Source organism: Amycolatopsis panacis (assembly GCF_003600245.1).
GTDB classification, from domain to species: Bacteria; Actinomycetota; Actinomycetes; order Mycobacteriales; family Pseudonocardiaceae; genus Amycolatopsis; species Amycolatopsis sulphurea.
The window spans coordinates 17,036-43,871 of sequence record NZ_QZFV01000104.1 but is presented as its reverse complement, the minus strand read 5'-3'; the positions used below and the strand labels follow the sequence as shown (position 1 = coordinate 43,871).

Sequence of the window (26,836 nt, the reverse complement as noted above, 5' to 3'; positions counted from 1 at the left end):
GGGTCGGGGCCCGGCAGTGGGCGATGCGGAGGTGTGTGCGACCACCTCGTGGCGTGCGCCGGACCGGTTTCGGGTCTGTGAAGGGTCCCTTCACAGCCTCAGAGTCCGTGAAGGGTCCCTTCACGGACCTCTACACCGACTTTGCCGGGGCCCTGGCCTGGGAGTCCGTGAAGGGACCCTTCACAGCCTTGCCCCCGGCGGAGCGTCGACGGGTCGTGCACGGTGGTGCTCGGCTTCGCGATGACCGGGCCGATCGGCCTGGTGCTCGGCGTGCTCGGGGCGGGCAAGATCCGCGCCATGGTGAATGCGGAGGCCGCGGCTTTGCGTGCGGCGCTTTCGCGGCCTGGCAGGAGATGCGCCAGCTCGACCCGAGCGGCGCCGGCCTCTTCGCGGACGGCACCACGGCCGAGGCGGATCTGGTGATCGGCGCCGACGGTGCCTTCTCCCGGGTGCGCCGGGCGGTGTCCCCGGCGGTTCCGGAGTACACCGGGGTGAGCTTCGTGGAGGCGTGGTCCTCCGGCGTGACCGGTCGGCATCCGGAGATCGCCGAGCTGGTCGGCCAGGGCAGTGCCGCCGCGGCCGACTGCGAACGCGGGATGTTCGCCCAGCGCAACAGTGGCGACCACATCCGCGTCTACCTCATCCGGCGGACACCGGCGGACTGGATGTCCAGCACCGGATTGCCCGCCGAAGGCATCCGGGCGCTGCTGCTGGAAGAGTACGCGCACTGGTCGCCCCGGCTGCTGCGGTTGATCACCGACAATGACGGCCCCTACGTCGATCGCCCGATCTTCGCCCTCCCGGTGCCGCACACCTGGGACCATCACCGGTCGGTGACCCTCCTGGGCGATGCGGCGCATCTGATGCCGCCACTCGGCGTAGGTGTCAACCTCGCCATGCTCGACGCCAGTGAACTCGCGCTCGCCCTGGCGAACGCCGCCACGGTCGAGGATGCGATCCGCGTCTACGAAAAAACGATGCTGCCACGCTCGATCGAAACTGCGGCCGCGCTCGACGGCGCCGCCGCGGATCTGCTCGACGGCAGCGGGCACCCGGAGTCCTGAATCTCCCGCGTATTCCCCGGTACCGCGGCCGGGTGAGGTGGTCTCAAGTGGACGGTCGGGGCCGCGATCCCGCCGCCCGTCATGGAGCGGACGGGTGATCTGGGGGACAGGAAGAGTGGCCACGGCGCGGTTTGGCTCTAATGTGGTACCTATGGACTTCGAGTTGACCTCGTCGACCGTCAGCGAGGACATCGCGCGGCGGGTGCGCACGCTGATCCACTCCGGGGAGCTGGGGCCGGGGGACCGGCTGCCGCCGGAGCGCGAGCTGTCGGAGCGGATGGGCGTCGGACGGGTCAGCCTGCGCGAGGCGATCCGCCTGCTGCAGGCGGGTGGTTACGTCGAGGTCCGGCGCGGCGCGACCGGCGGCACCTTCGTCACCGAGCTGAACCGGCCCTACGACGACTGGGTCCGCCAGATGCGCAGCCGCGTGGACGAGCTGGGCGACATCCTCGATCTGCGGATCGGCCTGGAGGCTCGGGCGGCCGCGCTGGCCGCCGGGCGCCGGACGGAGGCACACCTGGCCGCCCTCGCCACCAGCATCGCCCAGCTGGCCGACGCGGACAGCCGCACGTCGTTCCGGGCCGCCGACGCCGCGTTCCACAGCACCCTGGCCCGCGCCGCGCGCAACAAGCGCCTGGAAACCGCGATCGGCCAGGCCCGCGGCGAGATGTTCGTCCCGGTCGACCGGCTCGTCTACACCGAGCTGGTGGAGACGAGCCGGGCCGGGCACACCGCGGTGTACGAGGCGGTCCGCGACCGCAACGCGGGGCTGGCCGCGAGCGCGATGGAGGCACACCTGGAGCAGACCCGCCTCGAACTGCACGAAGTGGTGTTCGGCAGCGGCGTGCGCACCTGACGCGCAGTTCCCCGCCGCGCAGGTCCGTCCCGCTCGTGAGGTGGGTTGGCTGTGAAGGGACCCTTCACAGCCTCAGCGTCCGTGAAGGGTCCCTTCACAGCCCTGCCAGCGGAACGAGGGGTCAGATCGGGAAGGCCGGATTGTCCACGCCGACGATCCGCGCGCCCCGGAAGAACCGCAGCAGCTCGGCGTCGCCGTGCGCGCCGGTGCCGCTACCGCCCCAGAACCCCTGCGTCGACTCGGGGTGCAGGTCCAGCACGCTGGTGCCGTTGATCTTGACTTCCCCGCAGTCCAGCTCAGCGCCCAGAACGAAGGCGGCGTCCAGATCGGTACCGAACACATACCCGGCCAGCCCGGTGTGGCAGCGGTTGGCCAGTTCGACCGCTTCGCGGTCACTGTGCGTGCGGTGCAGGGTCAGGACCGGGCCGAAGATCTCGTCCAGCGTGTCTCCGGGGTCCGCGTCGTGCACGACCGCCGGGGCGTGGAACCAGCCCGGCAGATCGGGCAGCTCGGTGGTGCTGGTCGCGGTCGCGCCGTCCTGCGTCAGCCTTTTCACCGCGTCGGCGACCCGGTCGAACTGCGGGCGGTTGGCCTGCGGTCCCATCGTCGACGTCGGGTCGAGGCAACTGCCGAGCCGGATCGTCCGCAGCTGGTCGAGGATCGCGTCCCGCAACGCGTCGTGCAGCTCCGCCGGGACGAACACGCTGCCGGGGCTTTCGCACCATTGCCCGTTGAGCTTGGTGAAGCCGCGCACGAGCGCGTCCGCGGTGGCGGCCACGTCGGCGTCGGCCCGCACCACGACCGGGTTGTTGCTGCCGAGTTCCAGCTGCAGCGCGGTGCTGTGCCCGGCGGCGGCGCGGGCGATCTCGGCCCCCGCCACCCGGCCCCCGGTGAACGCGAGCGCGCGGATCCGCGAGTCCTGGGCGAGCAGCTGCCCGGTTTCGGAGTCGCCGTGTACGAGCTGGAACAACGCCGGGGGCGCCTCGGCGTCCGCGATGGCCCCGGCCAGTACCTCGGCGAACAGCACCGGTCCGGACGGTGCCCAGCCGGACGGTTTGGCGATCACCGGTGCCCCGGCAGCGAGCGCGAAGGCGGTCTTCTTCGCGACGGTGAACGTCGGCGCGTTCCACGGGGCGATCACCGCCGTCGGCCCCCACGGAAGGTGCAGCAGCCGCACCGGTCCGCTCGAACCGGAGAGGCTCTGCTCGCCCTGCTCGGCGGCCAGGCGGGTCGCCGCCGCGCGGAACACGTCCGGCAGTCCGTCGGCGAACATCCCGGTGACCGTGCGGACGACCCCGCTGGTGAGCGAATCGGCCGCGGCGATCTCGTCGAGCCGTGCTTCGAGTGCCGCGGCGACCCGCCGCAGGAAGGCGATCCGGTCGGTGATCGGGCTGGTGCGCCAGGAACCCTTGCGGTGCAAGGATTCCGCTGCGGCGATCGCCCGGTGCACCGCGTCCGGCGCGGTCTGCGTCCGAGCCTGCAGCAGCTCCCCGGTGTCCGGGTGGCACAGGGGCGCCTCCGGCAGCTCCGCGGGGACGGACCACTGCCCGTCGATGAGGTCGCGCTGAGCGGGCAGGGTGACGGTGGTGGTCACGGAGTCGGGTCCTTCGCGGTCGACGGGACGGGGGATTCGGTTTCGCCGGTGGTGTCGGTGAGCAGTTGCGCGGCCGCGATGAGGCCCTCACGGCGGGTCCGCCACAGCACGAGCGAGAGCACCAGGCCGAGCACGAGCCAGCCGGCCACGATCGCGGCGGCGAGGTTCAGCGGCCAGACCGGGAACGGCCAGACCGTGTAGTACAGGCCGACCAGCAGGATCGCGCTCGCCAGCACCGGCAGGAGCACGTGCTTGACCGGATGCCATTCGGCGCGGAACCGGGTGCGGAACAACCGGATCACCGAGAGGTTCCCCAGCACGTACACCACGATCACGCCGAGCGTGACGAACAGCCCGACGAAGCTGAACGCGCCGGTCGGCGTGAGCCAGAACCCGACGCCGAGGCAGACCGCGACGTTGAGCAGTGTGGTAGCGGTGAGCGCGGCGACCGGGGTCCGGTGCTTCGGGTGCACCGCGGCCAGCCGCCGGGGCAGGATTCCGCTGCGCCCCAGCGTGTACAGCACCCGCGCGCCGGCATTCTGCCCAGCCAGCGCGGAGGCCAGCGACGAGTTCAGCAGGGCCAGGGCGAGCAGCAGCCACGCCCAGCCGGAGAACCGGTCGGCGAGGGCGAAGAACGCGTTCTCCCCGGCACCGATGTCCGCGAGCGAACCGGTGCCCCAGCCGACCACCATCGCGTAGCCGGCCAGCACCCACACCGAGCCGACCGCGATGATCGAGATCACCACGGTGCGGGGGATGGCCCGCCGCGGGTTCGCGGTCTCCTCGGCCAGCGGCGCCGCCGATTCGAAACCGGTGAACAACAGGACGCCGAAGGCGAAGGCGAGGAACACCGTGTTCGTGCTCGATCCGGTGCCCGAGAGCCGGAACGGATCGAAGGTGAACGCCGCGGATCCCGTGCGCACCAGCAGGAACACCGCGAACGCCACGATGATCAGGCTTTCCGCGATCCCGACCGCGACGGTCAGCCGGGCCGAGGGCTGGATCCCGCGCACCGTGGCGAAGTGCACGATCGCGAGCAGCACCAGCACGATCACCCACCACGGCAGGTGGAAGCCCAGGTTCTGCTCGATGACCGGTTCGAGAATGCCCGCGGTGAACAGCGTGGCGATGGTCGGGATCAGCGGGTCGTAGAGGAAATACGCCCACGCGGTCACGAACCCGGCCCGTTCGCCGAGGCCGTGACTGACGTAGCTGTAGTACCCGCCCGACGACGGGAGCTTGCGGGCGAGCATCGAGACACAGAGCCCGGTGAGCAGAATGGCGACCAGCGCCATCAGCAGGATCAACGGGACCGCGGCACCGACCAGCCCGGCCAGCTGCGGGCCGATGACGATGATCCCCAGCGCGGGGCCGAGATGGCTGACCGCCTGGAAGATCACCTCACCCTGGCCGAGAACTCCCTTGTGCAGACCGGAAACGTCGTTGTTCGCCATGACTGACCACCTGGGGGGTGTGGGGACTAAATGCTTTCGAAATACCGTTCCCGGTCCCAATCGCCGACCGAGCGGAGGAAGACCCGCCATTCGTTGCGGGCGACGTCGGCGTAGTGCTTGGCGACGTCCTTGCCGAAGGCCGCGGCGGTGAAGGCGCTGCGGTCGAATCGCTCTGCCGCCTCCGCCAGCGTCTCCGGCAGGCCGGTGTCCTGCCCGGCGTAGGCGTCTCCGAGGCTGGGCTCGCCGGGCTCGGTGCCGTGGGACAGGCCGTCCCGCATGCTCGCCAGGACCGCGGCGGTGGCCAGGTACGGGTTGACGTCCGCGCCGGGCAGCCGCATCTCCAGCCGGTTGGCCTCCGGGGCGCCGGTGATCAGCCGGCAGGTGGTGGTGCGGTTGTCGAAGCCCCAGGTCAGCCCGTTTCCGGCGAAATCGGTGCTGAGCAGGCGGCGCATCGAATTGATCGTCGGTGCGTACCAGAGCATCAGGTCCGGGGTGTGCTGGAGCAGACCGCCTACGGCGTGCCGCAAGGCGGGCGCGACGGTGCGGGCCGCCGCCGCGTCGTAGAACGGGTGCCCGCCCTCGACGTCCTCGATCGACGCGTGCAGGTGGCAGGACGAGCCCATCCCGTCGGTGAGCGGCCGGGCCATGAAGGTGGCCGTCATCCCGTGGGCGCGGGCGAGTTCCTGGATCGCGCTCTTGTACAGCACGTGCCGGTCCGCTGTCTCCAGCGCGTCGCCGTATTCGAGGTTGATCTCCCACTGGCCGAGGCCGTATTCGGCCTGTGCCACCTCGACCGGGATCCCGCTCGCCTCCAGTGCCCGGCGGACCGTGCGGAAGAACGGCTCCAGCGCGTTGCCCGGCGCGATCGCGTAGTCCGAGCGCGCGAGCGTGGTGGGGGAGAGGTCGTGGTACCCGGCGCGGCGGAGTTCGTCCGGGGTGCCGTGGTAGAGGTGGAATTCCAGCTCGGTGGCCGTGTGCGCGGTGAGCCCGTCGCCCCGCAGCCGCCGGATCTGTTCGCCCAGCACGCTTCGCGGGGCGATCGGCAGCGGCTCGCCGGTGTGCTCGTCGACCGAATCGGCGAGGCAGATCGCGGTGTCCTCCAGCCAGGCGGCCCGGCGCAACGTGCCGAGATCGGGCCGCAGCCGGAAGTCGTGCCAGCCGGTGTGCGCGCCGGCGAAGTCGACCTGCAGCTCGTCCAGATCCTGCGTGACGTCCCAGGCGTACACGCAGGTGCACACGTGCAGCCCGGCTTCGCCGATGCGGCGGAACGAACGCACCGGCATCCGCTTGCCGAACAGCTTGCCGTAGAGGTCGACGCCGGCGACCACGACCGTGTCGATGCCCAGAGCGTCCAGTTCGGACAGTTCGAGCGGGCCGGTCATCGGGCCAGCCACCCGCCGTCGACCGGCAGCTGCGCGCCGCTGATGTAGGAGGCGTCGTCGGAGAGCAGGAAGGAAACCGCGGCGGCGATGTCGTCGGGGGTGCCCAGCCGCTGCACCAGCAGCCGCGACTGCATGGCTTCCAGCACCTCCGGCGAGTTCAGGTCCAGGCCGGGCAGGAAGTTGGTGGGCACCGGGCCGGGCGCGACCGCGTTGACCCGGACCTGGTGGCGCGCCAGCTCCACGGCGAGGGCCTTGGTCAGCATCTTGACTCCGCCCTTGGACGCGTTGTAGTGCACCTGCGCGAAGCCCTGCGAGGAGACCACCACTTCGGCCTCCACAGTGGACAGATTGACCACCGCGCCGCGCTGGGCCTCGCGGAAGTACGGGATGGCCAGCTGGGTGACCACGTAGACGCCCTTGAGGTTGACGTCGAGGACCAGGTCCCATTCCTCGTCGGTCAGCTCCTCCAGCGAGGACATCGTGATCAGGCCCGCGTTGTTGACCAGGTAGTCGAACCGGTCCCAGGCCGTGGCGGTGGCCTCGAACGCGGCCTTCACCGTGGCGCGGTCGCGCACGTCCGCGGCCAGCCCGAGCGCGGTGCCCCCGGCGTCCTCGATCGCCTTGGCGGTCTCCACCGCCCGCGCGTGGTCGAGGTCCACACAGGCGACCCGCGCGCCCTCGGCACCGAGCCGACGGGCGATCCCGCGGCCGATCCCGGACCCGGCACCGGTCACGAACGCGACCCGGCCTGTGTGGCGTTGCTCAAGCGATGGCGACATAATCCCTCTCCCTGGAGTGCGGTTCGCGGCGGTCCCGCCGTGCCCGGTCGACGAGCCAGAAGAACAGTGGATCCGGCTCGTCGAACATCTCCGGATGCCACTGGACACCGAGCACCGGCGCGTGCTCGGCTTCGATCGCCTCGATCACGCCGTCCGGTGCCCGGCCGATCGCGCGGAGGCCTTCGCCGACTTCCTCGACCGCCTGGTGGTGCAGGCTGTTGACGGAGATTCCCGCGCCGAACAGCGAGTGCGGCACCGACCCGGCGGTGAACGCCACCGGATGCGCCCGGTGGTTGCGCGGATAGCCGAGGAAACTGTGCCCTTCCCCGGCATCCGGCGGCAGGTGCGGCACGAGCGTGCCACCGCGGGCGACGTTGATCAGCTGCGCGCCCCGGCAGATGCCGAGAATCGGGAGCCCGCTCGCCCACGCCGCGTCGAGCAGCGCGAACTCGAACTCGTCCCGGCGCGGCTCGGCCGGACCGGCCTGCGGCCCCGGCGTGCGCCCGTAACCGCGGGGGTCGAGATCGGCTCCCCCGGACAGCACCAGCCCGTCGAGCCACCCGGCCACCCCGGCCGGTTCGCTCTCGGCGCTGAGCAGCACCGGGACGCCACCGGCGGCGGCCACCGAACGCGCGTAGTCGGCGAAGAACACCTCCACGGACGCGTCTTCGACCACCGGCGGGAACCCGGGCCCGGCGAGCTGCCGGCGCCCGCTGATCCCGATCAGAGGCTTATGGAACATAGGAATGAGATTAGAACCTTTAACCCCTCGGGTCAAACCCCCTTCCCGCGGGTTCGGGCGCTCTGCCGTAAGCCGTGAAGGGACCCTTCACAGCCTCAGCGTCCGTGAAGGGACCCTTCACGGCCTCCTTCCGGGCCCCGGGATCACCGGGCGACGGTGGTGGCGACGAGGTCTCGGCCCAGCTCCGGGTGCACAGCGCCGGAGCTGGGCAGCACGGCTTCGCTGAACCAGGTCTCGTCGGCCTCCGGATGCGGTCCGACGACGCCGACCTTGCCCTTGCCGCACGGCGCGACGACGGCCGCGACGGCGCCGCTCGGATAAGTCGCGAGCACGGTCGCCGGGGCGCCGTTGTCGAGCGTGAACAACGGTCCGTCCTGGAAGAACAGCGGCCGCTGTGCGCCTCGCCAGGTCACGGTGAGCACGGTGTCGGCCGTCGAATCCAGGTCTGAGCCTGAGGAACCGACGTATTCGTTGGCGTCGCCCGGGAGCAGGGTGAAGCCCGGCGACGCCCCGGCGAGGTAACCACCAAGGCAGAAACCGACGTAGTTTCCGCCACCCTGGACGTACGCGCGGATGTCGTCGGCGTAGTCGCGCATCGACCGCCAGGCCGGGGCGAGGCTGCCGCCGCCCGGCTGCGCGTAGAGCGCCGCTTTCGCCAGCGAATACGCGGTGAGCGGGTATTCCTCGTCCGGACCGATGTACGCGACGCGGTACTGGCCGTCCAGCAGCGCGGCGACCGCTTCGGGACAGTCGTCGGTCGATGCGGGGCCGCGATAGACGAGGGCGAGCGGCTGGGATTCCGTATCGGCTACTGCGATCCCGGGCACGGTGCTGGGGGAGACCCGGGCGCCGGGCAGGAATCGCCGCTGCTCCATCGGGACCCTCCCTTACCGTGGCGGGTTACGCACCGTGCTCACGATGATACCGCGTGGCACGGCGCGTGGTCGCTCGAACTGCTGTGACACCACGTTTGAGGGGCGAGTCGATCTATGCTGGGTGTCGTCGGTCCGCAGGCCTGCGAACCAGCAATCCTCCATCCGGATTCGTTGAGCATCCTCTTCGCTCAGCTCCGAGTTCAGGAGATCATCCAACTCTGAGAGGAGTTCCTCCGGTCGCCGCGCCCGCTGAGTCTGGTCTCATCCGGCATGCCCGTCCGTTGACCGCTCCACAGCCGGAACGTAGTCTCGATCGACGGAAGAAAGCCTCCGCGATTCGAACCAGGGGAGCCGAGCTGCGTTACACCGCGAACCTGTCGATGCTGTTCACCGAACTTCCCCTGCTTGAGCGCGCGTCGGCGGCGCGGGAGGCGGGGTTCGCGGCGGTCGAGTTCTGGTGGCCGTTCGACAGTGCCGACCCGGGGCCTGCCGAGGTGGCCGGGTTCGTGCGGTCCATCGAGCGGGCCGGGGTGCAGCTGACTGGGCTCAACTTCTACGCGGGCGACCTGGCGGCGGGGGAGCGCGGGCTGGTTTCCTGGGTCGGCCGGGAGGCGGAGTTCCGGGCCGCGCTGACGATCGCGGTCGGGATTGCCGAGCGTCTTGGATGTCGAAGCTTCAATGCTTTGTATGGCAACCGGATTCCGGGCGTTCGACCGTCCGAACAGGACGATGTGGCGCTGGTTCAGTTGCGTGCGGCGGCGGAGGCGGCGGACGGGATCGGTGCGCAACTTGTGATCGAGCCGCTGTCCGGGGTGTCGGACTATCCACTTCGGACGGCTGCTGATGTGCTGGCCGTGCTTGACCGGATCGGGCTGGACAACGTGCGGTTGCTGGCCGATCTGTACCACCTGGCGGTCAACGGCGACGACCTCGGATCGGTGATCGCTGCGCACACGCCGCGGATCGGGCACGTGCAGATCGCCGACGCCCCGGGGCGGCACCAGCCGGGTACCGGGCAGCTGGATCTGGCCGGATGCCTGGAGAAACTGCAGGCGGCGGGTTACCGCGGCCACGTCGGGGTGGAGTACGAACCGGACGGATCCACAGTGGACTCGCTGGAGTGGCTGCCGCGGGAACGGCGGGGCTGCTGAAGAGCTGTACCGGTCGCGGGGTGGTGGGGCATCAAGCCCCGGCACATCCGACGATGCCCCGTCGACCGTCCCGAACACCAGACCCGCACTCCCGACGCTCACCCAACCCCACGCCGACGCAGCTGCCTCCGCACAAGCGGCCAGAACGCAGCGATCACCGCGAGAGACACGATGCTCGTCCACACCTGGGTGCGAGCGTCGTCATCGGTCAGGAGCATGACTGCGACGATCGCGACGACGCCGGCCACGGTCAGGATGCCCAGCCACGGGTGCAGCCACATCCGCGGTTTCAGTCCGGCGCGCTGCTCGGGCGTCATCTTGTGCCGCATCCGCATCTGGGTGCACGCGATGAAGGTGTAGACGAACAACGCGACCAGGCCCGCGGAGTTCATGATGAAATCGAAGATGCCGGAACCCGGCGCGACGAAGTTGACGACGACCGCGACGTAGCCGCCGATGGTGGACGCCAGCACGGCCACGGCCGGTACGCCCGCTTTGCTCTCGCGCGCCACGAAACGCGGTGCGAGCCCCTGTTCGGCGAGTGCGGAGAACATCCGGCTCGCCGAATACAACCCTGAATTGAGTACAGAACACGCGGCGGTGAGGACCACCGCGTTCATCACCAGTCCGGCGCCGGGCAGCCCGAACAGCGCGAAGGCGTGCGCGAACGGCCCTTCCCGCTTGGGATCCGGCAGCTCGTTCCACGGCACGATGGTGACGATCAGCAGCACCCCTCCGACGAAGAAGAGCAGGATCCGCCAGATCACCGTGCTCACTGCCTGCCGCACGCCCCTGGCCGGGTCTTCCGATTCGGCCGCGGCCATCACCGCGATCTCGGTGCCGAAGTAGGAGAAGATCACGATCGCCACCCCGCTGAGCACGGGCCACCAGCCGTTCGGCGCGAATCCGCCGTGCGTCCAGAGGTTCGGGAGCGCGAAGTGCGCCTTCGGCCAGAGCCCGAACGCGAACAGCGCGCCCACGCTGAGGAATACCACGATCGCGGCGACCTTGATGCCGGCCAGCCAGTACTCGACCTCGCCGAAGGAACGGGCGGAGACGAGGTTCGTGGTGGTGAAAACCAGCAGTAGCACCACGGAGAACACCCACTGCGGCACGGCCGGGAACCAGCTGTCGAGCACCGAGCCGCCGACCACCGATTCGAACGCGATGACGCCGATCCAGTAGTACCAGTACAGCCAGCCGACGAGATAGCCCGCCCAGTCGCCGAGCCCGGCCCTGGCGTACTCCATGAACGACCCGATTGCCGGGCGCGCCGCGGCCATCTCGCCGAGCATTCGCATGGCGAGGAACACGAGCAGCCCGCCGAGCAGGTACGACACGACTGCCGCGGGGCCAACCGACCGCACTACGTTGCCCGAACCGACGAACAGGCTCGCCCCGATGATCCCGCCGAGCGCGATCATCGTGATGTGCCGGGACCGGAGCTTCTTGCCGCCGCCCGCGGGAGAATCGCTGCCGGTGTCCGGATTCCCCGTGCTCTGCGCCGTACCGCGATCGGCCATCGATCGTCTTCTTTCTCGTGCCGCGGACCTGCTGCCGAATTCGCCGAGGGTAGGCCGTTACGCGCGGGCCGGCGGTGGCGCGCGACGGTGATCATCCGAATGGATCAGCGGGCCGCCCTGCCTGACGTCGGTCGGACGCGCGGACCGTTCTCGACCGTACGAGACGGCCGTTGCCGCGTTCGAGCCGGAATTCGGTGCCGATGTTGCGGCGGGCGCTGATCCGGATGGAACGCAGCTGCGCGTTGCGGGCCAGCCGGAGAACAAGCCGGCACATCAGCCCGGCGAGGACTACTTCGCAGAGTGCGATCGCGATCAAGGAAGCGACCTCTTTCATGATGGAGTGGCGTGTGGGTTCGGCCGTCGCCCACGACAGAGGACCTTGTCCGACGACCGCAGTCGGGAGGGGCGCACAACGCAGATCGGCGACGGCGCCGACGACGGCGCCGAAGGAGACGCCGCGTTGTTCGAGCAACTGCGTGTGGCGGGGTTCTCCGGGCCGAGCCGGCGGCTGGTGACGAGGGAAATCGCCGCGTACTGCCAGACCGTGGTCGGAGCCTGGGTGGAGACCCGGGAGATCTTCCGGCGCCGCGGCTATGTGCTGCGGCAGCAGTCCTGGCCGGCTGGGTGACCGACGATTGTGTCGAGGTGTTCCCGAACGTCTGGCGCCGCTTCCTGACCGCGACGGAGACTGGAAGCGCAGGCGCTGCTGGCCGAACTCGAAGTCCTGCGTCCGATGGCCGAACGGTCGTCGGCTGTGCGCTGACACCGCGTGCCCTGGAGGGACAATCGCGCCGGCTGCGGCTGCGCTTGCGTACGGCAGAGGAGGCATGAACGTGGACGCGAGTTTTCAGCGTGCGGCTTTGCGAGTCGTTCCCCGCCACGACGGCGAAGCGATCCGCCAGGTCTCGGGGCTCAGACCGGGCTGGTCGTGCCGAGCGGCGGCACCCGGACGGGCCGTTCGTACACGGTGCACGATCTGCTCTTGCTGAAGGTGGTCGTGCGGCTGCTCAACACCGGTGTGCCGGCCCGGAACATCCGGGTCGCGAGTGCACCTCACCCGAGGGGAGGAGCTGCTTGCGGTGATGAAGGACGAGGTCCCGGATTTCACCGGCTCGGAGTGACCGCGACGGCCGGGCGTGACCTGATCGGCGTGAACGCGCCGATCAGGTCACGAAGACTCTCACCCGAGACCTTCCCGCTCCGCCGCGTCCCATCCGCCCAATACGTGCAGATCCGGCAGATCCGCCAGCCCCGCCCGGAAGTCGGGGGAGGGCACCTCGCCGCTGGTCTGCACGTCGATCAGGGCCGGCGCGTTCGCCAGCGCGAGGCGGATGGCCGGGGCCAGGTCCTCGATCCGGGTGACGTGCTGGGCGTGCAGCCCGAGCGCGTCGGCGAGGCGGTCGTAGCGGCAGCCCGGCAATTCGGTGTTGAAGTGCGGGTTCGAGGCGTAGTTCTCCACGTGGTCCAGGCGTTCGATGTTCCACGCCTGGTTGTTGGCGATGATGAACACCGGCTGCGCACCCGACCGCCGGGCGGTGTCGAGTTCGAGTGCGTTGAAGCCGAACGCGCCGTCCCCGATCACGGCGACGACGCGGCGGCCGGGGTGGATCAGGGAAGCGGCCACGGCGAAGGGCACGCCGACGCCGAGCGAGCCGAACGTGCCGGTGTCCAGCCGGGCGGGCGGGCGCAGGCCCACCCGCGCGAACGACAGGATGTCGCCGCCATCGGCGATGAGCAGGGCCGACGGGTCGTCGAGGGTGCGGTTGAGGACTTCGAGCATCGCGTTCGGGTGGATGCGGCCGTCCGGGCCGTACGGGGTGGCGCGGGCCTTGCCGGCCCAGTCGTCCCGCCGCCGGTGGTCGTCCGCGCGCAGTTGCGAGTGCCACTCGGTGTCGGGATCGTGCGGCGTGAGGTCCAGGCCGTTCAGCGCGGGAAGAACCCGGCCGGGATCGCCCTTCACCTCGACGTCGGGTGCCCGGTTTTCCGTCAGCTCCTCGAAGGTACGGCCGATGCGGACGAACGTGCGCGCGGACCGGAAGACCGCGGGGGAGCCGTAACCGAGCGAGAAGTCCAGCCGCCTGCCGATCGTGATCACCGTGTCGGCCTGGGCCATCGCGGCGGAACGGACGGCCGGGACATAACCGGCGTGCGTGGGAGGCACCAGGCCGCGGCTTTCCGGGGTGTCGAGGTAGAGGGCCCCGGTCGCGTCCAGGAAGTCCACGAGCGCGGGCGGGTGCTCCGCGGCGCCGCGACCGCTGATCACGATGGGGCGGCGGCTTTCCCGGATGGCCGCGGCGGCGGCGTGGAGTGCTCCGTGGTCGGGATTCACCGGGCCGGCGGCGTTACGGGCCCTGGTCGGCTCGTCCGGGCGGTACCACCGTGCGGCGCCGCGCAGGACGTCCACGGGAAAGTCCAGATAGGACGGACCGGCGGGGCCGTCCTCCCCGAGCGCGGCGGCGACGGCGGCGTGCAGGAACGGCAGCACCTGCCGGTCGTGCCGGACGGTCCGGGCGAAGCGGGTGAGGGGAGCGACCAGCTCGGCTTGATCGAGTTCTTCGAGCGCGCCGAGGCCGAGCTGATCGCTCGGCGGAACCGCGGACAGCACCAGGATCGGCGAACGGGCGTAGCCGGCGGCGGCGATGCCGGTGACGGCGTTCGTCAGGCCGGGCCCGGTGGTGACCGTGGCGACCGCGAGCCGTCCGGTGAGGTCGGCTTCGGCCTGTGCCATGTGGACGGCGGCGGCCTCGTGCCGGACGTCGACCACCTGCAGGCCGGCGTGGGTGACCGCTTCCCAGATCGGCTTGATGTGGCTGCCGGTGAGTCCGTAGACCCGCCGGACCCCGGCTTGCGCCAGGAATGCCGCGACCGCTTGGGCGACGGTGGATGGCTTGGGCACGGTGAATTCTCCTCGGGGAAGTGGGCGGTCAGCTGTGCGTGCCGACGTATCGGTCGGCTTCGGCGTCCCAGGTCCCGGCGGTCAGCCCACGGCGCCGGAGCTCGGTCTTGGCGATCTTCTCCGTCGGCGTCCGCGGCAGGGTGCCGGTGCGCACCTCGACGTAGCGCGGCACCATGAACTTCGGCAGCTGGTCGACGCAGTGCGCGAGCACGTCGCCGGGCGTCAGCGCGGACCCCTCGGCGGCGACGACGATCAGCAGCACGTCCTCTTCGCTCAGTTCGGACGCGACCGCGACCGCCGCGCTTTCCACGACGAGCGGGTGCTCGCCGACGACCGATTCGAGTTCGAACGCCGAGATGTTCTGGCCGCGGCGCCGGATGACGTCCTTGATCCGGTCGGCGAAGTACAACCAGCCGTCCGCGTCCAGGTGCCCGGCGTCGCCGGAGTGGAACCACAGATTCCGCCAGGCACTCTGGGTTTCGGTGGGCATCGCGTGGTAGCCGCGGGAGATCGTCCACGCATTCCGCGGCCGCACCACGATCTCGCCGACCTGCCCCGGCGGGCACGGCTCGTCGAACTCGTCGACCACCCGCACGTCGAAGTGGTCGGTGGCGACCTTGCCGCACGAGCCGGGCCGCGACTGTCCGGCCGTGTCGTAGGCGACCCAGTTGGTCTCGGTCTGCCCGTAGGCGGTGACCAGCTGCAGCCCGAAACGCTCCTCGAAACCGGACTTCATCGAGATCATCGGGAGCGCCTGCGCGATCCGTAGCGAATGCTGACGGTCGGCCGCGCCGGGTGGCTGCTTCCACAGCATGTGCGCCATGGCGCCGAGCATGTTCGTCGCGGTCGCATCGCTGTCACGGGCCTGCTGCCAGTACCGGCTGACGCTGAAACGTTCGGCGAACGTGCCTTTCGTGCCGTACACCAAGGGAAAGTAGGCGCCCCAGAGCTGCCCGTCGGCGTGGAACAGCGGCAACGGCGTGAAATACGAGTCCTCCCGGGTGAGCCCCAGGCTCGCCGCGTACAGCTCGACCCACAGGTAGTACTGGTGGTGCGGCATGACCACGCCCTTGGCCGGACCGGTGGTGCCCGAGGTGTACAGAATCGCCAGTGGATCCGAGTAGTGCGGGCGATGGTCGAGCGCGGCGGCGCTGCCCTCGGTCAGCTCCCGGAATTCGAGGACGCGATCGGTGGTGATGCCGCTTTCGGTGGCGTCGGCGCGCGAGCCGCCGACGACGATGACGGTCGTGATGCCGGGCTGTGCCGCGACGGTTTCCGCGATGTCGGCGAGAAAGTCTCGGTGGCACAGGAGAACGCTCGCCCCGGAGTTGCCGAGGACGTGGGCGAGCAGCCGGCCGCGCAGCTGAATGTTGACCGGCACCTCCACCGCGCCGAGCTTCGCGGCCGCGAACCAGGTCAGCACCAGTTCGAGGCAGTTCGGCACCAGCATCGCGATCCGGTCGCCCGCGCCGAGGCCCAGCCTCTTGAGCGTGTGCGCGATCCGGTTCGTCGAGAGCTGCACGTCGTGGAAGGTCACCGCGGCGTCCGCGCCGAATTGGAGGAACTCGCGGTCTCCGTCGGTCTCGGCCCACCGGGTGAGCAGTGCGGGCAGGACCCGATCGGCATGATCGGGAACCTGGAAACCCGCCGGATCCGCATTGCCGGGGGTTCTCAGGGACCGGAAGTCGTTCATTGCAGCGCCACTTCCTTCGAGGTTCGAAGCCGGGCGGCTCAGTCGATCGAGCGAACTGGCCTAGAACAGTAGGCCATATCGAGCGAATATGGGCAACCACCGCCAGGTTTGGCCCTATACTTTGGGTTGTTCTCATCCACGGACCGGCAGGCCATGCCGGTCCGCACGGGGGCGGGGAGGTCCCAATGACAGTCCGGAAACAGGGAACAGGGGTGGGCCGATGGCCAGCGTGAGGCTCAGCAGCAGCTCCGCGACCCCGGTGTACCAGCAGATCGTCGAGCAGATCCGGTACCTGATCGAGGCCGGGCAGCTGGAGACCGGCGAGCGCCTGCCCTCGGCGCGGCTGCTCGCGGAGAATCTGCGGGTGAACCGGAACACCGTCGCGAAGGCCTACTCGCGGCTACGGGACATGCAGCTCATCGCCAGCAACGGCGCGGCGGGCACGGTGGTCAAGGCCAAGGCGGCGCCGGATCTGAACGCCGCCCAGCGCGACCAGGTGCGCGAGCTGCTCGCGGAACCGGTGCGCGCGGCGGTCGAGCTGGGCCTGGCCCCCGACGAGATCGGCCACATCGCGGTCAACCTCGCACTGCAGGCCGGCAGTGACCAGCTGCACCCGGTTTTCGTGGAGTGCAACGAAGAACGCGCCACCGCCTTCGCCGAGGAGCTCACCGCGCGGCTGGGCGTCACCGTGCGGCCGAGCCTGATCGCCGAGCTGGACGAACAGGCCGCCGACTGCGACGTGCTGGTCACGACGTTCTTCCACCTCGCCGAGGTGCGCCGCTGGGTGCGCGGGTCGGGCCGGCACATCGAGACCGTCGCGGTGGTGGTGTCGCCGCACATCCAGACCCTGATGCGGATCGCGACGCTGCCGCGCGCGGCCCGGGTCGGCGTGCACTACTCGACCGAGCACCAGGCCGAGCAGGTCCGCGACTGGCTGGTCGACGCCGGCTCGAAACATGTCTCGGTGATCCCGTTCCAGGAGGCGGAGATCCCGGCCGGGCTGGACGTGCTGGTGGTCCCGGCCGAGCACCCCGAGCTGGGCGACGGGGCGGCCGAGGGCACCCAGGTGATCGAGTTCGGCGGCGTATTGGACGAGGGGTCGGTGCGGATGCTCGGGGAGGTGCTCGGCGAGCTGCGGCAGCGGTCGCTCGCGCCGGGGCCGTCCGGACGGGGCCGAAGCGCGCCGGAGTCCCTGGTCCGGGGGAGTTGACTCCTGCTAACGTGCCCTAGGAAGCTAGGACAACAAACGGTCTGTGCAGGTCGGCCAGTCTGCGCCGGGCCTGTTCCGCCGGAAGTCCGGGCCACGCCCTCGCCGCCGGGGGCCCTCGAATGACGCACTCGGGACGCCTCGCCGTTCCGCCGGTGCCTGCTGAAGGGAGCACGACGTGACCGCAACCCAGAGGTGCCGCGATCTCGGGATCACCCTGGGGATCTTCCCGCCGGGGCGGCACAACGCGATCACCGATGTGCCAGGCGTGCGTGTCGGGCACTGCACGATCTCCGAGGGCGAGGGACCGCTGGTCACCGGGAAGGGGCCGATCCGCACCGGTGTGACCATTGTGGAGCCGCGGCCGTCGGTGTGGCGGTCCCCGGTCTTCGCGGGTGCGCACCGGCTCAACGGCAACGGCGAGATGACCGGGCTGTCCTGGATCCGCGAGAACGGGCAGCTGACCACCCCGATCGGGCTGACCAACACGCACTCCGTCGGCGCGGTGCGCGACGCGATCATCGCCGAGATCCACCGTGACCGCGGTGACGACGAGTCCTACTTCTGCCTGCCGGTGGTCGCCGAGACCTACGACGGAATCCTCAGCGACATCAACGGTCAGCACATCCGCGCGGAGCACGTCGAAGCCGCGTTCCGCGCCCTGTCGGACGGTCCGGTCCCCGAGGGCAGCGTGGGCAGCGGCACCGGGATGATCTGCCACGAGTTCAATGGCGGTATCGGGACTGCCTCGCGGTTGGTGCCCAACGCGCATTCCGGCGCCTACACCCTCGGCGTGCTCGTCCAGGCCAACCACGGGCAGCGGCGCCGGCTGCGCGTCGACGGCGTCCCGATCGGCGAGCGGATCCCCACCGAGATCGTGTCCTCGCCCTACGAGGATCTGCGCAAGGAGATGGCGGGCAGCGGCTCGATCATCGTCCTGATCGCCACCGACGCCCCGCTGCTGCCGCACCAGTGCGAGCGGCTGGCGCAGCGCGGCGCGCTCGCGATCGGCCGGACCGGCGGGATTGGCGAGCACAACAGTGGTGACCTGCTGCTGGCCTTCTCCACCGGCAACGACACGCTTCCCGGCGTCGGGCTCGGCGAGCTCGACTTCGAAGACATCCCGGTGCGCATGGCCAGCGACACGGTGGTCGAGCTGCTCTTCGAAGCGGTCATCGACGCGACCGAGGAAGCGATCGTCAACTCGATGCTGGCCGCGGCCACGACGGTTGGCCGCGACGGCATCACCGCGCACCCGCTGCCCGCCGAGCAGCTGCGTGCCGCGGTCGTCGGTGCCCGCGAGAACGCGGAGGGCGCCGCGAGCTGAGCCTCGCGGCGGGCGGACCGGGTGGCGTACCCGGTCCGCCCGCCGTCGGTAGTCCCCACCCCCGAACCGGAGGAGAAGCACTGTGGGCACGTCCAGGATCGACGAAGTTCTGGCCGAGATCGAAGAAGAAGCCACGCAGTACCTTGCCGAACGGGCCGAGGGGACACTCGTCCTCGGAGCCTCGGTTCGGGGCGAGCGCCACGTCCGCTGCCTGCGTTCGCCCGGCGCGGAGCTTGCGCCGCTTCCCGACGCCGACTCGGTGTACGAGATCGGCTCGGTCTCGAAGGTCTTCACCACGACGCTGCTGGCCGTCCTGGAGGGACGGGGGCTGCTCGGCCTGGAGGACCCGATCCGCAAGTACCTGCCGAAACACCTGCGGCTGCCCGAGGAGATCGGGTCGCTGACGCTGCGGCAGCTGGCCACGCACAGCGCCGGGTTCGGCTCGGTCGGCAAGCAGCATCAGCGGTTCATCGACGAGGAGACGCGCGGCACCGAACCGCCCTTCGGCGTCTACACGCACTATCTGCGCTACCGCAAGGAACATCTGTACGCCGACCTCGAAACCGCGGAGCTGGAATACCCGACCGGGAAGGGCTGGCTGTACTCGGTCCTCGGCATGGGCACCCTCGGGCACATCGTGGAACTGGTGGCTGGGCGACCGTACGAGGAACTGCTCAAGGAGACGATCTGCGAGCCGCTGGGCCTGGCCGACACCGGCTACACCCTGTCCACGGCACAGCAGGCGCGGATGGTGACCGCCTTCGACCGGCTCGGGCAACCGTGCCCGAACTGGTACCACGACGTGATGCTGCCCCAGGGCGGGCTGCGCTCGACGATGAACGACCTGCTCACGTTCACCGAAGCGAACCTCAAGGCGAGCGCGGACGGCGACGATTCCGAGCTGTCCAGAGCGATGCGCCTTACTCGGGTGGAGTACTTCGACGGGCCTGCGGCCTACCAGGGCCAGGACGACGAGGACGGGAATGACTTCGTGCAGGGCCTCGCCTGGCGCGGCCTGCCCCGGCCGACCGGCCGAGCCTGGTGGCATCCCGGCACCACGCTGTTCTACCTCGCCGGTGCCGGGGTGGACGAGCACGCGCAGGTCGGCTTCGCGATCATCTCCTCGCACCGGCTGAGCCTCATCGACCGGCAGGTGCTGCACCCGCTTCAACAGGACTGGTTCCGCCGCCTCTGCTGACGGGGCCCACCATCGCTCCCCCCGCGCCAAGGCTGTGAAGGGACCCTTCACGGACTCTGCGGCCGTGAAGGGTCCCTTCACAGCCCTGCCGGGTCGGTGCGGGTCACCGGAAATGCGACGAACCGCTCCTCCGGAAGCCCGGGGGAGCGGTTCGCCGTAGTCTCAGCCGCCCGCCGTGCGGACGGCTACCACCCGGCCTTTCGGATGAGGTCGCCGAGCAGTTCGGGCAGCAGTGCCCGCATGAGGCTCAGATGCCCGTGCTCGGCCAGCAGATGCAGGTCCGAGCCCGGGATCTGCAGCGCCATCCAGGCGGTGTGCCGGCAGGAGATGAACTTGTCCTGCCGCCCGGCCCAGAACGCCACCGGGGTGGTCACCGAGGGGAGGTCGAATCCCCACGGCGTGGTGAGCGCGATGTCGTCTTCGAACCAGCCTTCGATGCCGTTCTCCAGCGCCTTGGCCAATCCCGCGCCGACGCGCCCGGCGTCGCCGGCGATCACCGCGCGGTCCACCTCGGGCAGCGCGTCGCCGGTCAGCTCCACGAAGTTGCCGACCGGATTCTCGCGGATCTCGGCGCCGTGGCGCTCCAGCCACGGCCGGACGGCGTCGGGACCCTGGTCGGCGAGTGCCCACTCCTCGTGGTTCGACGGGGCCATGCCGTCGTAGTAGTCGAGACCTTCCGCGTCCCGCGGTGCCGGGCTGACGACGACCGCGGCCGCCTTGCAGGACGGGGCGAGCGCCGCCGTGGCCAGGGAGTGCGGTCCGCCGCCGGAATAGCCCGCGCTGATGAACTCGCGGACGCCGAGTTTCGCGACCACCGCCTCGATATCGCCCGGCACGTCGGCCATCCGCCGTCCGGGGTTCGGGGTGCTGCGGCCGTAGCCCGGCCGTAGCGGGACGACCACCCGCAGCCCGAGCGCGTCGCACACCTCCGCGAGCAGGGGATCCGGCGCGGCGCCGCTGGGCGTGCCGGGCTGGTGGACCAGCGCCCGCTCCTGATCGCCGTGGACGAGCACTTCGCAGGTGCGTCCGTCGGGCAGCGGAACGAGTTCGTAGGACCAGCCGGGGGCGAGTTCGGCAGACATGGGTGATCCTTCATGTGTCGATGACGGGCGGTACCCGCTCGGTGTCTGGTGGCGATCCGGCAGGGTACCCGTGGCGAGGGCGGGACCGGGCGATCTGCCTCCCTGGCTGGAGGGGCCCGCACCGCCAATGATTGTCATAGCTCGGTAGGTGACAACGATAGTGACCAGGTCGCGAAAGTCGCAAGACATGCGTCCGGATCGGCGCCAGTCCGGGAATGCTCCGGGCTGGCTAGGCCATTCCATGCTGATCTTGGGGCATATAACGGGGAAAATGACCTAGGAATGTAGGCCTTGACAGTCATGGGGGTGTGCGACAAACTACATCACCACGTTGAGCCTAGCCGATACACCACTCATGGTCAGGTATCCAGCACACGTGACCGGTTCCACGCCGGCCCCGATACATCGGAGGTTGGTCCCGATGGTTGCCGTGCACACCCGCTGTGCCGAGGCGAGTCCGGGACGAGTCCCTTCCTTCGGCGGCCCCGTGCGGACGGGGCCGGACAAGAGCACCCGCGAGAGACCTCCCGCGGGCATCGCAGGAGATGGTCAGTCGAACCGGAGGAACTGATGTCCAGGATTCCAGACCTGCGGGCGCGTTCGCCCCGTGCGCGGAGGACGCGGGTGATCGCGGCGGGAGCGGCCGCCGTGTGCCTGGTGGTGGCCGGGTGCGCGAACAACCAGCCGCCAGGCGCCGACCGGAAGACCACCGACGGTGGGTCGGTCGTCTCGGTCGAGCCCGGAAAGAGCGTCGCGACGTCCCCGATCCCCAAACTCACGGTCGGCTTCTCGCCGGCCTACACCTCACTCGACCCGACCGCGGGCAAGGCCGGATCCGGCTATTACTACATGGGCCAGCTCAGCCTGGAGACGCTGCTGCAGCTCACTCCGGACGGGAAACTGCAGCCGGGACTGGCGACCTCGTGGAAGCAGAACAGCCCCACCGAGTACGTCTACAACCTCCGCCAGGGCGTGAAGTTCTGGGACGGCAAGGACTTCACCGCCGACGACGTGGTCTTCTCGCTGACCCGCGACGGCGGGGAGTCGTTCGGGAAGAGCGGGTTCTATGGCAGCGTGGACAAGATCGAGGCGCGTGATCCGCACACCGTCGTGGTCACGCTGAAAAAGCCGGACACCTCCTGGAAGTACACGCCGGCCCTGCCGTACGCGCAGATCTATCAAAAGGCCTTCACCGAGGCGCACAAGGACTCCTTCGGCACGCCCGGCACCCTGGTGATGGGCACCGGCCCGTGGAAGGTGACCAGCTTCGACCCGAACAAGGGCGCCGAGTACACGGCGAACCCGACTTACTGGGGCGGTGAGCCGCCGATCAAGCAGCTCAATGTCAACTTCTACCAGACCGAGACCAGCCTGGCGCTGGCGATGCGGGCCGGCCAGGTCGATGTCGCGCCGGCGGTGTCCGCGCCGGATTCGTTCGCTTCGTCCTCGGGGGTCCAGGTGACGACCCGGTCGACCTGCGGTACCTCGTTGTTCAGCATGCCGACGCAGACCGCGCCGTGGAACGACATCCACGTCCGGCTCGCCGTCGCCGCCGCACTGGACAAGAAGGAGCTGCTCAAGGCGACCGCGGGGGCCGACGTCGACACCCTCGACACGCTGATCGCGCCGTCGCTGCTGCACAACATCGGTGACCCCGCGGCTGCGGACGCGGCGCTGGCGAAGATCGAGAAACACCCCTACGATCTGGCCAAGGCCAAGGAGGAACTGGCGAAGTCGAGCAAGCCGACCGGCTTCTCCGGCACCCTCACCTCCACCAACGACCAGGGCTCGCTGCGGATCAGCCAGGCGATCGCCGCGCAGCTGAAGAAGATCGGCATCAACCTGGAAATCGTGCCACTGTCCACCACGGCGTACTACGAGGTGCTGCTCGGGCCGGCCGACAAACGTCCCCCGACGTACATCACCACAGGTGGCTGCTCCCCGGATGCGTCCTGGGACAACTTCTTCCTCGGTGACGGTGGGCTCAACGTGGCGAACTACCACCCGGCCGAGATGGACCAGCTCCTCGTGGACGGCAAGGCCGCGACGGATCCGGTCAAGCAGTTGCAGGCCTACACCCGGATCCTGGAGATGGTCGCGACCGACGTGCCGTACGTGCCGCTCTTCCACGAAGGCGCCACTTACGCCTCGAAGAATTACGAGTGGGTGAACTTCGGGGACTACTGGACCTCCACGTCCTGGCCGATGAACTTCAAACCACGGTGATCATTGGCCGCACCCAGCACAGCTAATGGCGCACGGCCCGGTTCCCGCCGGGCCGTGCGCCCCATTCCCCAGGAGGACGTGATGACGCGACCGGTGGTCCGCCGATGAGCAAATCGGGCTTCGTGTGGTACCTCGTGCGACGGCTGGCCACGATGGCCCTGCTGCTCGTCGTGGTCTCTTTCCTGATCTTCTCATTGACCTACCTGAGCCCGGGCAGCCCGGTGGACGTGCTGCTCGGGCCGAACACCCGCACCAGCGAGGCGGTCGCCGCGCTCAACGCGAAGTACCACCTGCAAGATCCGTTCTTCGCCCAGTACTGGTACTGGCTCACCAATGCACTGCACCTGGACTTCGGCACCTCGATTCTGTCGTCGCTGCCGGTCGGCGATCAGATCGGCGACCGGTTGCCGGTCTCGCTGTTCCTCGGCGGATATGCCTACGTGCTGACCATGGTGTTCGGGATCATCCCGGGCATCGTCGCCGCGGTGAAGCGGGGCACCGCGTTCGACCGGAGCACGGTGGCTGCCTCGATCGTGGCGCTGAGCGCGCCGGCGTTCGTCACCGGCGTCTTCGCCCTCTACCTGTTCGCGGTGGTGCTGCCGGTGTTCCCGGTGGCCGGCATGGGCACCGGGTTCGTCGACGGGCTCTGGCATCTGACCCTGCCGGCGATCGCGCTCGCGCTGTCGGTGATGGCCTTGATGGTGCGGCACACCCGCGCCGCGATGATCGGGGTGCTGGACCAGGACTACGTGACGTTCGCGCGGGCGCGCGGGCTGTCCTCCCGCCGCGTGCTGGTCACCTACGCACTGCGGAACGCGCTGATCCCGGTCGTCACGATCAGCGGCGCGCTGCTCGCCGCGGTGATCATCGGCGGGGTGATCGTCGAGCAGACGTTCTCGCTCAACGGCGTCGGATCGCTGCTGATCCAGTCGGTCGAGACGAAGGACGTACCCACGATCCAGGGCGTCGCGCTGGTGGTGGCCGCGATCATCGTCGTGGCCAACCTGCTGGCCGATCTCACGTACCTGGTCGTCGACCCACGGATCCGGCTCGGGAGGCACGCGCAATGACGGTAGCCGAGTACGACCTCGGGAAGGCCCGGGACAAACCCCGCCTGATCCGGCGGCTGCGCCGGGTGCGCGGGGCGGTGGTGGTGTCCTTCGCGATCATGGGGCTCGCCCTGGTGATGGCGTTGTTCGGCCAGTGGCTCGTGCCGCAGGACCCGGCCGCGCAGGACCTGACCGCCGCGCTGGCGCCTCCCAGCGGCGCGCACTGGCTCGGTACCGACGAGCTCGGCCGCGACGTGTTCTCGCGGCTGATCGCCGGCAGCCGGACCGCGTTCTTCGCGCCGCTGGTGGTGGCAGGCGGCGCGATGCTGTTCGGCAACGTCCTCGGGCTGCTGGCCGGGTATCGCGGCGGGATCATCGACGCGTTCATCATGCGGCTGGCTGACCTCCTGATGGCCGTGCCCGGCCTGCTGATCATCATCGTGGTGGCCGGCACGATCGGCGGCGGCTTCTGGACCGCGGTCATCCTGCTGATGGCGCTGATGGTGCCCTTCGACGCGCGCGTCGTGCGCGGTGCGACGCTCGAACAGGTGCCGCGGCCCTATGTCGAGGCTGCCCGCACCCTCGGCGTGCCGAATCGCCGGATCATGTTCCTGCACATCTGGCCGAACATCTCGGCGGTGGTCGTGGCCAACACGTGTATCGGCTACGCCGGCGCGCTGGTCGGCCTGTCCGGGCTGTCGTTCCTCGGCATCGGCGTGACGCCGGGATCCCCGGACTGGGGCCAGATGCTGTCGGACGGGCAGGCGTCCTTGTTCGAAAATCCGATCGCGACACTGGCGCCGGGCGCCGCGGTCGTGCTGATCGGGGTCGCGATGAACATCATCGGCGACTGGGGATATGACCGGATCTCGGGACGCGGAGGGGAACGATGACGACCGTGACGCGGAGCCGGGACGAAGTGGACTCGGCCCTGTTCGATCTGCAGGACGTGCGCATCGTGGCGAAAAAGGCGCACGGCGGGGAGAGCACGATCGTCTCCTCGGCGGCGCTTTCGGTGCGCCGCGGGGAATCGATCGGGATCGTCGGCGAATCGGGCAGCGGCAAGTCGATGACCGCGAAGGCGCTGATCGGGCTGCTGCCACCCGGCGTGCACGCCTCGGGACAGCTGCTCTACCGCGGCGAGAATCTGCTGGACGCCGACGAGCGCCGATGGCAGGCCATCCGTGGCCGCGAGGTCGGCCTGATCCTGCAGGACCCGTTCACGATGCTGAACCCGGTCATGCGATGCGGGCGCATCCTTGAGGAATCGCTGCTGCCCGAGAGCATCCGGGACGGCCGGACGCCCCGTGAGGAGGCGCTGCGCCGGCTGGCGGAGGTGGGCATCACCGACGAGTCGGTGATCGACCGCTATCCCTTCCAGCTCTCCGGCGGGATGCGCCAGCGCGTCGGCATCGCCGCGGCGCTGTGCCGCGACCCGCGGGTGCTGATCGCCGACGAGCCCTCGACCGCGCTGGACGCCGCGACCCAGCGTGAGGTGCTCGACCTGATCAAGCGGATCCAGCAGGCCCGCGGCATGGGCCTGATCCTGATCACGCACGATCTGCGGGTCGCCTTCGACACCTGCAACCGGCTCTACGTGCTCTATGCCGGTTCCCTGGTGGAGGTGGGCGATGCACAGCAGCTGCAGGCCGAGCCGCTGCACCCCTACACCCAGGGCCTGCTGCTGTCCGAGCCGCCGGTCGGGCGGCGGGTGGAGAAGCTGGTCGCGATGCCCGGATCGGTGCCGATCGCGGACGAGGTGCAGGGCAAGTGCACCTTCGAGCCGCGGTGCCGATGGGCCGGTCCGGAGTGCCGGGACGGTGCGCCGGCGCTGGCCGAGGTGGCCCCGGACCGGTTGTCCGCCTGCGTCAAGCTGCCCGAGATCCGCCAGGAGATGAACAGTCTCCGCACGTTCGCCGAGCAGGTCGCGGAGGTGACCGCCGCCGACCGGCCCGAGCCGATCCTGCAGGTGCGCGAGGTCGGCAAGACCTTCGGTGCCGGGACCCACGGGGTCCGCGCGCTCGACGAGGTGTCGATTCAGGTGGGGCGGAACGAAAGCGTCGGCATCGTCGGGGAGTCCGGTTCGGGCAAGACCACCCTGGCCCGGGTGCTGGTCGGGCTGGAGACGCCGACCGAAGGCGAGATCGTGATCGACGGGACCACGTTCGGCGAGTGGGCGAAGGTCCGCCCGGAACAGCGCCGCACCATGCGCTCGAACGTGCAGACGGTATTCCAGGATCCCTATTCGAGCCTGAACCCGATGCGCACTGTGGGCTGGACCCTGCGCGAAGCGGTCGTCACGCATGACCACGAGGCGGCGAACCCGAAGCAGCGGGTGGGCGAGCTGCTGGAGATGGTCGGCCTGCCGGCCGGTTACGCGCGGCGGCTGCCGAGGGCTCTGTCGGGCGGGGAACGCCAGCGTGTCGCGATCGCGCGCGCTCTCGCGGTCCGCCCGAAGGTGCTGATCTGCGACGAGCCGACGTCCGCGCTGGACATGTCGGTGCAGGCGCAGATCCTCAACGTGCTCACCACTCTGCGTGCCGAGCAGGACATCAGTTACCTGTTCATCTCGCACGATCTGGCGATCGTGCGGCACGTGTCGGAGTTCGTCTACGTGATGTACCGCGGCCGGGTGGTCGAATCCGGGCCGACCGACGTGGTGCTGGACGACCCGAAGCACGAGTACACCCGCAAGCTGCTCGAATCCATCCCCGGAGAGCCGGGGTGATCATGGCGAG

At 69.8% G+C, this 26,836-nt stretch carries 22 protein-coding genes; 11 read left to right on the top strand and 11 right to left on the bottom strand.

Going from position 1 to position 26,836, the window contains the following annotated elements; translation table 11 throughout:
* Positions 1–353 precede the first annotated feature (353 nt).
* Together D5S19_RS32540 and D5S19_RS22530 are read left to right on the top strand one after the other, a co-directional pair.
* Positions 354–1,064: an FAD-dependent oxidoreductase gene (locus D5S19_RS32540; protein ID WP_233574086.1), complete on the top strand. Its 711-nt coding sequence runs from the start codon at positions 354–356 to the stop codon at positions 1,062–1,064.
* Between the two features lie 151 nt (positions 1,065–1,215).
* Positions 1,216–1,920, top strand: coding sequence for a FadR/GntR family transcriptional regulator (locus tag D5S19_RS22530; RefSeq protein WP_158605608.1), 705 nt, complete (start codon positions 1,216–1,218; stop codon positions 1,918–1,920).
* Between the two features lie 121 nt (positions 1,921–2,041).
* Here D5S19_RS22530 and D5S19_RS22525 read toward each other — a convergent pair whose 3' ends face one another.
* The 6 genes from D5S19_RS22525 to D5S19_RS22500 all read right to left on the bottom strand — a co-directional run bounded on the left by D5S19_RS22525 (position 2,042) and on the right by D5S19_RS22500 (position 8,746).
* Complete coding sequence (locus tag D5S19_RS22525) at positions 2,042–3,514, bottom strand: aldehyde dehydrogenase family protein (protein WP_158605607.1); 1,473 nt, start codon at positions 3,512–3,514, stop codon at positions 2,042–2,044.
* Positions 3,511–4,968 carry an APC family permease gene (locus D5S19_RS22520; protein WP_158605606.1) on the bottom strand — a complete coding sequence of 486 codons (1,458 nt, stop codon included), beginning with the start codon at positions 4,966–4,968 and terminating at the stop codon, positions 3,511–3,513. Before D5S19_RS22520 ends, D5S19_RS22525 begins: the two co-directional genes overlap by 4 nt.
* Positions 4,969–4,994: 26 nt before the next feature.
* On the bottom strand, positions 4,995–6,350 hold the full coding sequence (locus tag D5S19_RS22515; RefSeq protein ID WP_120025399.1) for a glutamine synthetase family protein: 1,356 nt from the start codon (positions 6,348–6,350) through the stop codon (positions 4,995–4,997).
* Entirely contained in the window at positions 6,347–7,129 is a 783-nt protein-coding gene (locus tag D5S19_RS22510; RefSeq protein WP_120025398.1) for an SDR family NAD(P)-dependent oxidoreductase, read from the bottom strand. Before D5S19_RS22510 ends, D5S19_RS22515 begins: the two co-directional genes overlap by 4 nt.
* Positions 7,113–7,871: a gamma-glutamyl-gamma-aminobutyrate hydrolase family protein gene (locus D5S19_RS22505; protein WP_120025397.1), complete on the bottom strand. Its 759-nt coding sequence runs from the start codon at positions 7,869–7,871 to the stop codon at positions 7,113–7,115. Before D5S19_RS22505 ends, D5S19_RS22510 begins: the two co-directional genes overlap by 17 nt.
* Before the next feature lie 143 nt (positions 7,872–8,014).
* Entirely contained in the window at positions 8,015–8,746 is a 732-nt protein-coding gene (locus tag D5S19_RS22500) for a BPL-N domain-containing protein (protein WP_120025396.1), read from the bottom strand.
* A gap of 380 nt (positions 8,747–9,126) precedes the next feature.
* On the opposite strand from D5S19_RS22500, the gene D5S19_RS22495 reads away from it, so the two are divergent.
* Positions 9,127–9,897, top strand: coding sequence for a hydroxypyruvate isomerase family protein (locus D5S19_RS22495; protein WP_120025395.1), 771 nt, complete (start codon positions 9,127–9,129; stop codon positions 9,895–9,897).
* A gap of 98 nt (positions 9,898–9,995) precedes the next feature.
* Here D5S19_RS22495 and D5S19_RS22490 read toward each other — a convergent pair whose 3' ends face one another.
* Both D5S19_RS22490 and D5S19_RS22485 read right to left on the bottom strand, forming a co-directional pair.
* Positions 9,996–11,420: an amino acid permease gene (locus D5S19_RS22490; RefSeq protein WP_120025394.1), complete on the bottom strand. Its 1,425-nt coding sequence runs from the start codon at positions 11,418–11,420 to the stop codon at positions 9,996–9,998.
* Positions 11,421–11,511: 91 nt separating this feature from the next.
* On the bottom strand, positions 11,512–11,754 hold the full coding sequence (locus tag D5S19_RS22485; RefSeq protein WP_120025393.1) for a hypothetical protein: 243 nt from the start codon (positions 11,752–11,754) through the stop codon (positions 11,512–11,514).
* A gap of 45 nt (positions 11,755–11,799) precedes the next feature.
* Between D5S19_RS22485 and D5S19_RS22480 the strand changes: the two genes are divergently transcribed.
* On the top strand, positions 11,800–12,048 hold the full coding sequence (locus D5S19_RS22480; RefSeq protein ID WP_120025392.1) for a hypothetical protein: 249 nt from the start codon (positions 11,800–11,802) through the stop codon (positions 12,046–12,048).
* Positions 12,049–12,600: 552 nt separating this feature from the next.
* On the opposite strand, the gene D5S19_RS22475 is transcribed toward D5S19_RS22480, so the two are convergent.
* Entirely contained in the window at positions 12,601–14,316 is a 1,716-nt protein-coding gene (locus D5S19_RS22475) for a thiamine pyrophosphate-binding protein (protein ID WP_120025391.1), read from the bottom strand.
* Positions 14,317–14,344: 28 nt separating this feature from the next.
* On the bottom strand, positions 14,345–16,009 hold the full coding sequence (locus tag D5S19_RS22470; RefSeq protein WP_120025390.1) for an AMP-binding protein: 1,665 nt from the start codon (positions 16,007–16,009) through the stop codon (positions 14,345–14,347).
* A gap of 220 nt (positions 16,010–16,229) precedes the next feature.
* On the opposite strand from D5S19_RS22470, the gene D5S19_RS22465 reads away from it, so the two are divergent.
* From D5S19_RS22465 to D5S19_RS22455, 3 genes are all read left to right on the top strand, one after another.
* Positions 16,230–17,219, top strand: a complete 990-nt coding sequence (locus D5S19_RS22465; RefSeq protein WP_158605605.1) for a GntR family transcriptional regulator — start codon at positions 16,230–16,232, stop codon at positions 17,217–17,219.
* 175 nt (positions 17,220–17,394) lie between these two features.
* On the top strand, positions 17,395–18,543 hold the full coding sequence (locus tag D5S19_RS22460) for a DmpA family aminopeptidase (protein ID WP_199730632.1): 1,149 nt from the start codon (positions 17,395–17,397) through the stop codon (positions 18,541–18,543).
* 82 nt (positions 18,544–18,625) lie between these two features.
* Positions 18,626–19,741, top strand: coding sequence for a serine hydrolase domain-containing protein (locus D5S19_RS22455; protein ID WP_120025388.1), 1,116 nt, complete (start codon positions 18,626–18,628; stop codon positions 19,739–19,741).
* 185 nt (positions 19,742–19,926) lie between these two features.
* Here the strand turns inward: D5S19_RS22455 and D5S19_RS22450 are convergent, their stop codons facing one another.
* Positions 19,927–20,823 carry an alpha/beta fold hydrolase gene (locus D5S19_RS22450; RefSeq protein WP_158605604.1) on the bottom strand — a complete coding sequence of 299 codons (897 nt, stop codon included), beginning with the start codon at positions 20,821–20,823 and terminating at the stop codon, positions 19,927–19,929.
* 570 nt (positions 20,824–21,393) lie between these two features.
* On the opposite strand from D5S19_RS22450, the gene D5S19_RS22445 reads away from it, so the two are divergent.
* The 4 genes from D5S19_RS22445 (at position 21,394) to D5S19_RS22430 (ending at position 26,826) form a co-directional block, all read left to right on the top strand.
* The gene (locus tag D5S19_RS22445) at positions 21,394–23,049 is read left to right on the top strand and encodes an ABC transporter substrate-binding protein (protein ID WP_158605603.1); all 1,656 of its coding nucleotides are present in this window, start codon (positions 21,394–21,396) and stop codon (positions 23,047–23,049) included.
* A 104-nt stretch (positions 23,050–23,153) separates the two neighbouring features.
* Positions 23,154–24,119 (top strand): ABC transporter permease, encoded by a 966-nt coding sequence (locus D5S19_RS22440; RefSeq protein WP_120025385.1) that lies wholly within the window; start codon positions 23,154–23,156, stop codon positions 24,117–24,119.
* Entirely contained in the window at positions 24,116–24,991 is an 876-nt protein-coding gene (locus D5S19_RS22435; protein WP_120025384.1) for an ABC transporter permease, read from the top strand. Before D5S19_RS22440 ends, D5S19_RS22435 begins: the two co-directional genes overlap by 4 nt.
* On the top strand, positions 24,988–26,826 hold the full coding sequence (locus tag D5S19_RS22430) for a dipeptide ABC transporter ATP-binding protein (RefSeq protein WP_120025383.1): 1,839 nt from the start codon (positions 24,988–24,990) through the stop codon (positions 26,824–26,826). The genes D5S19_RS22435 and D5S19_RS22430 overlap by 4 nt, the downstream gene beginning before the upstream one ends.
* The last annotated feature ends 10 nt before the right edge of the window (positions 26,827–26,836 follow it).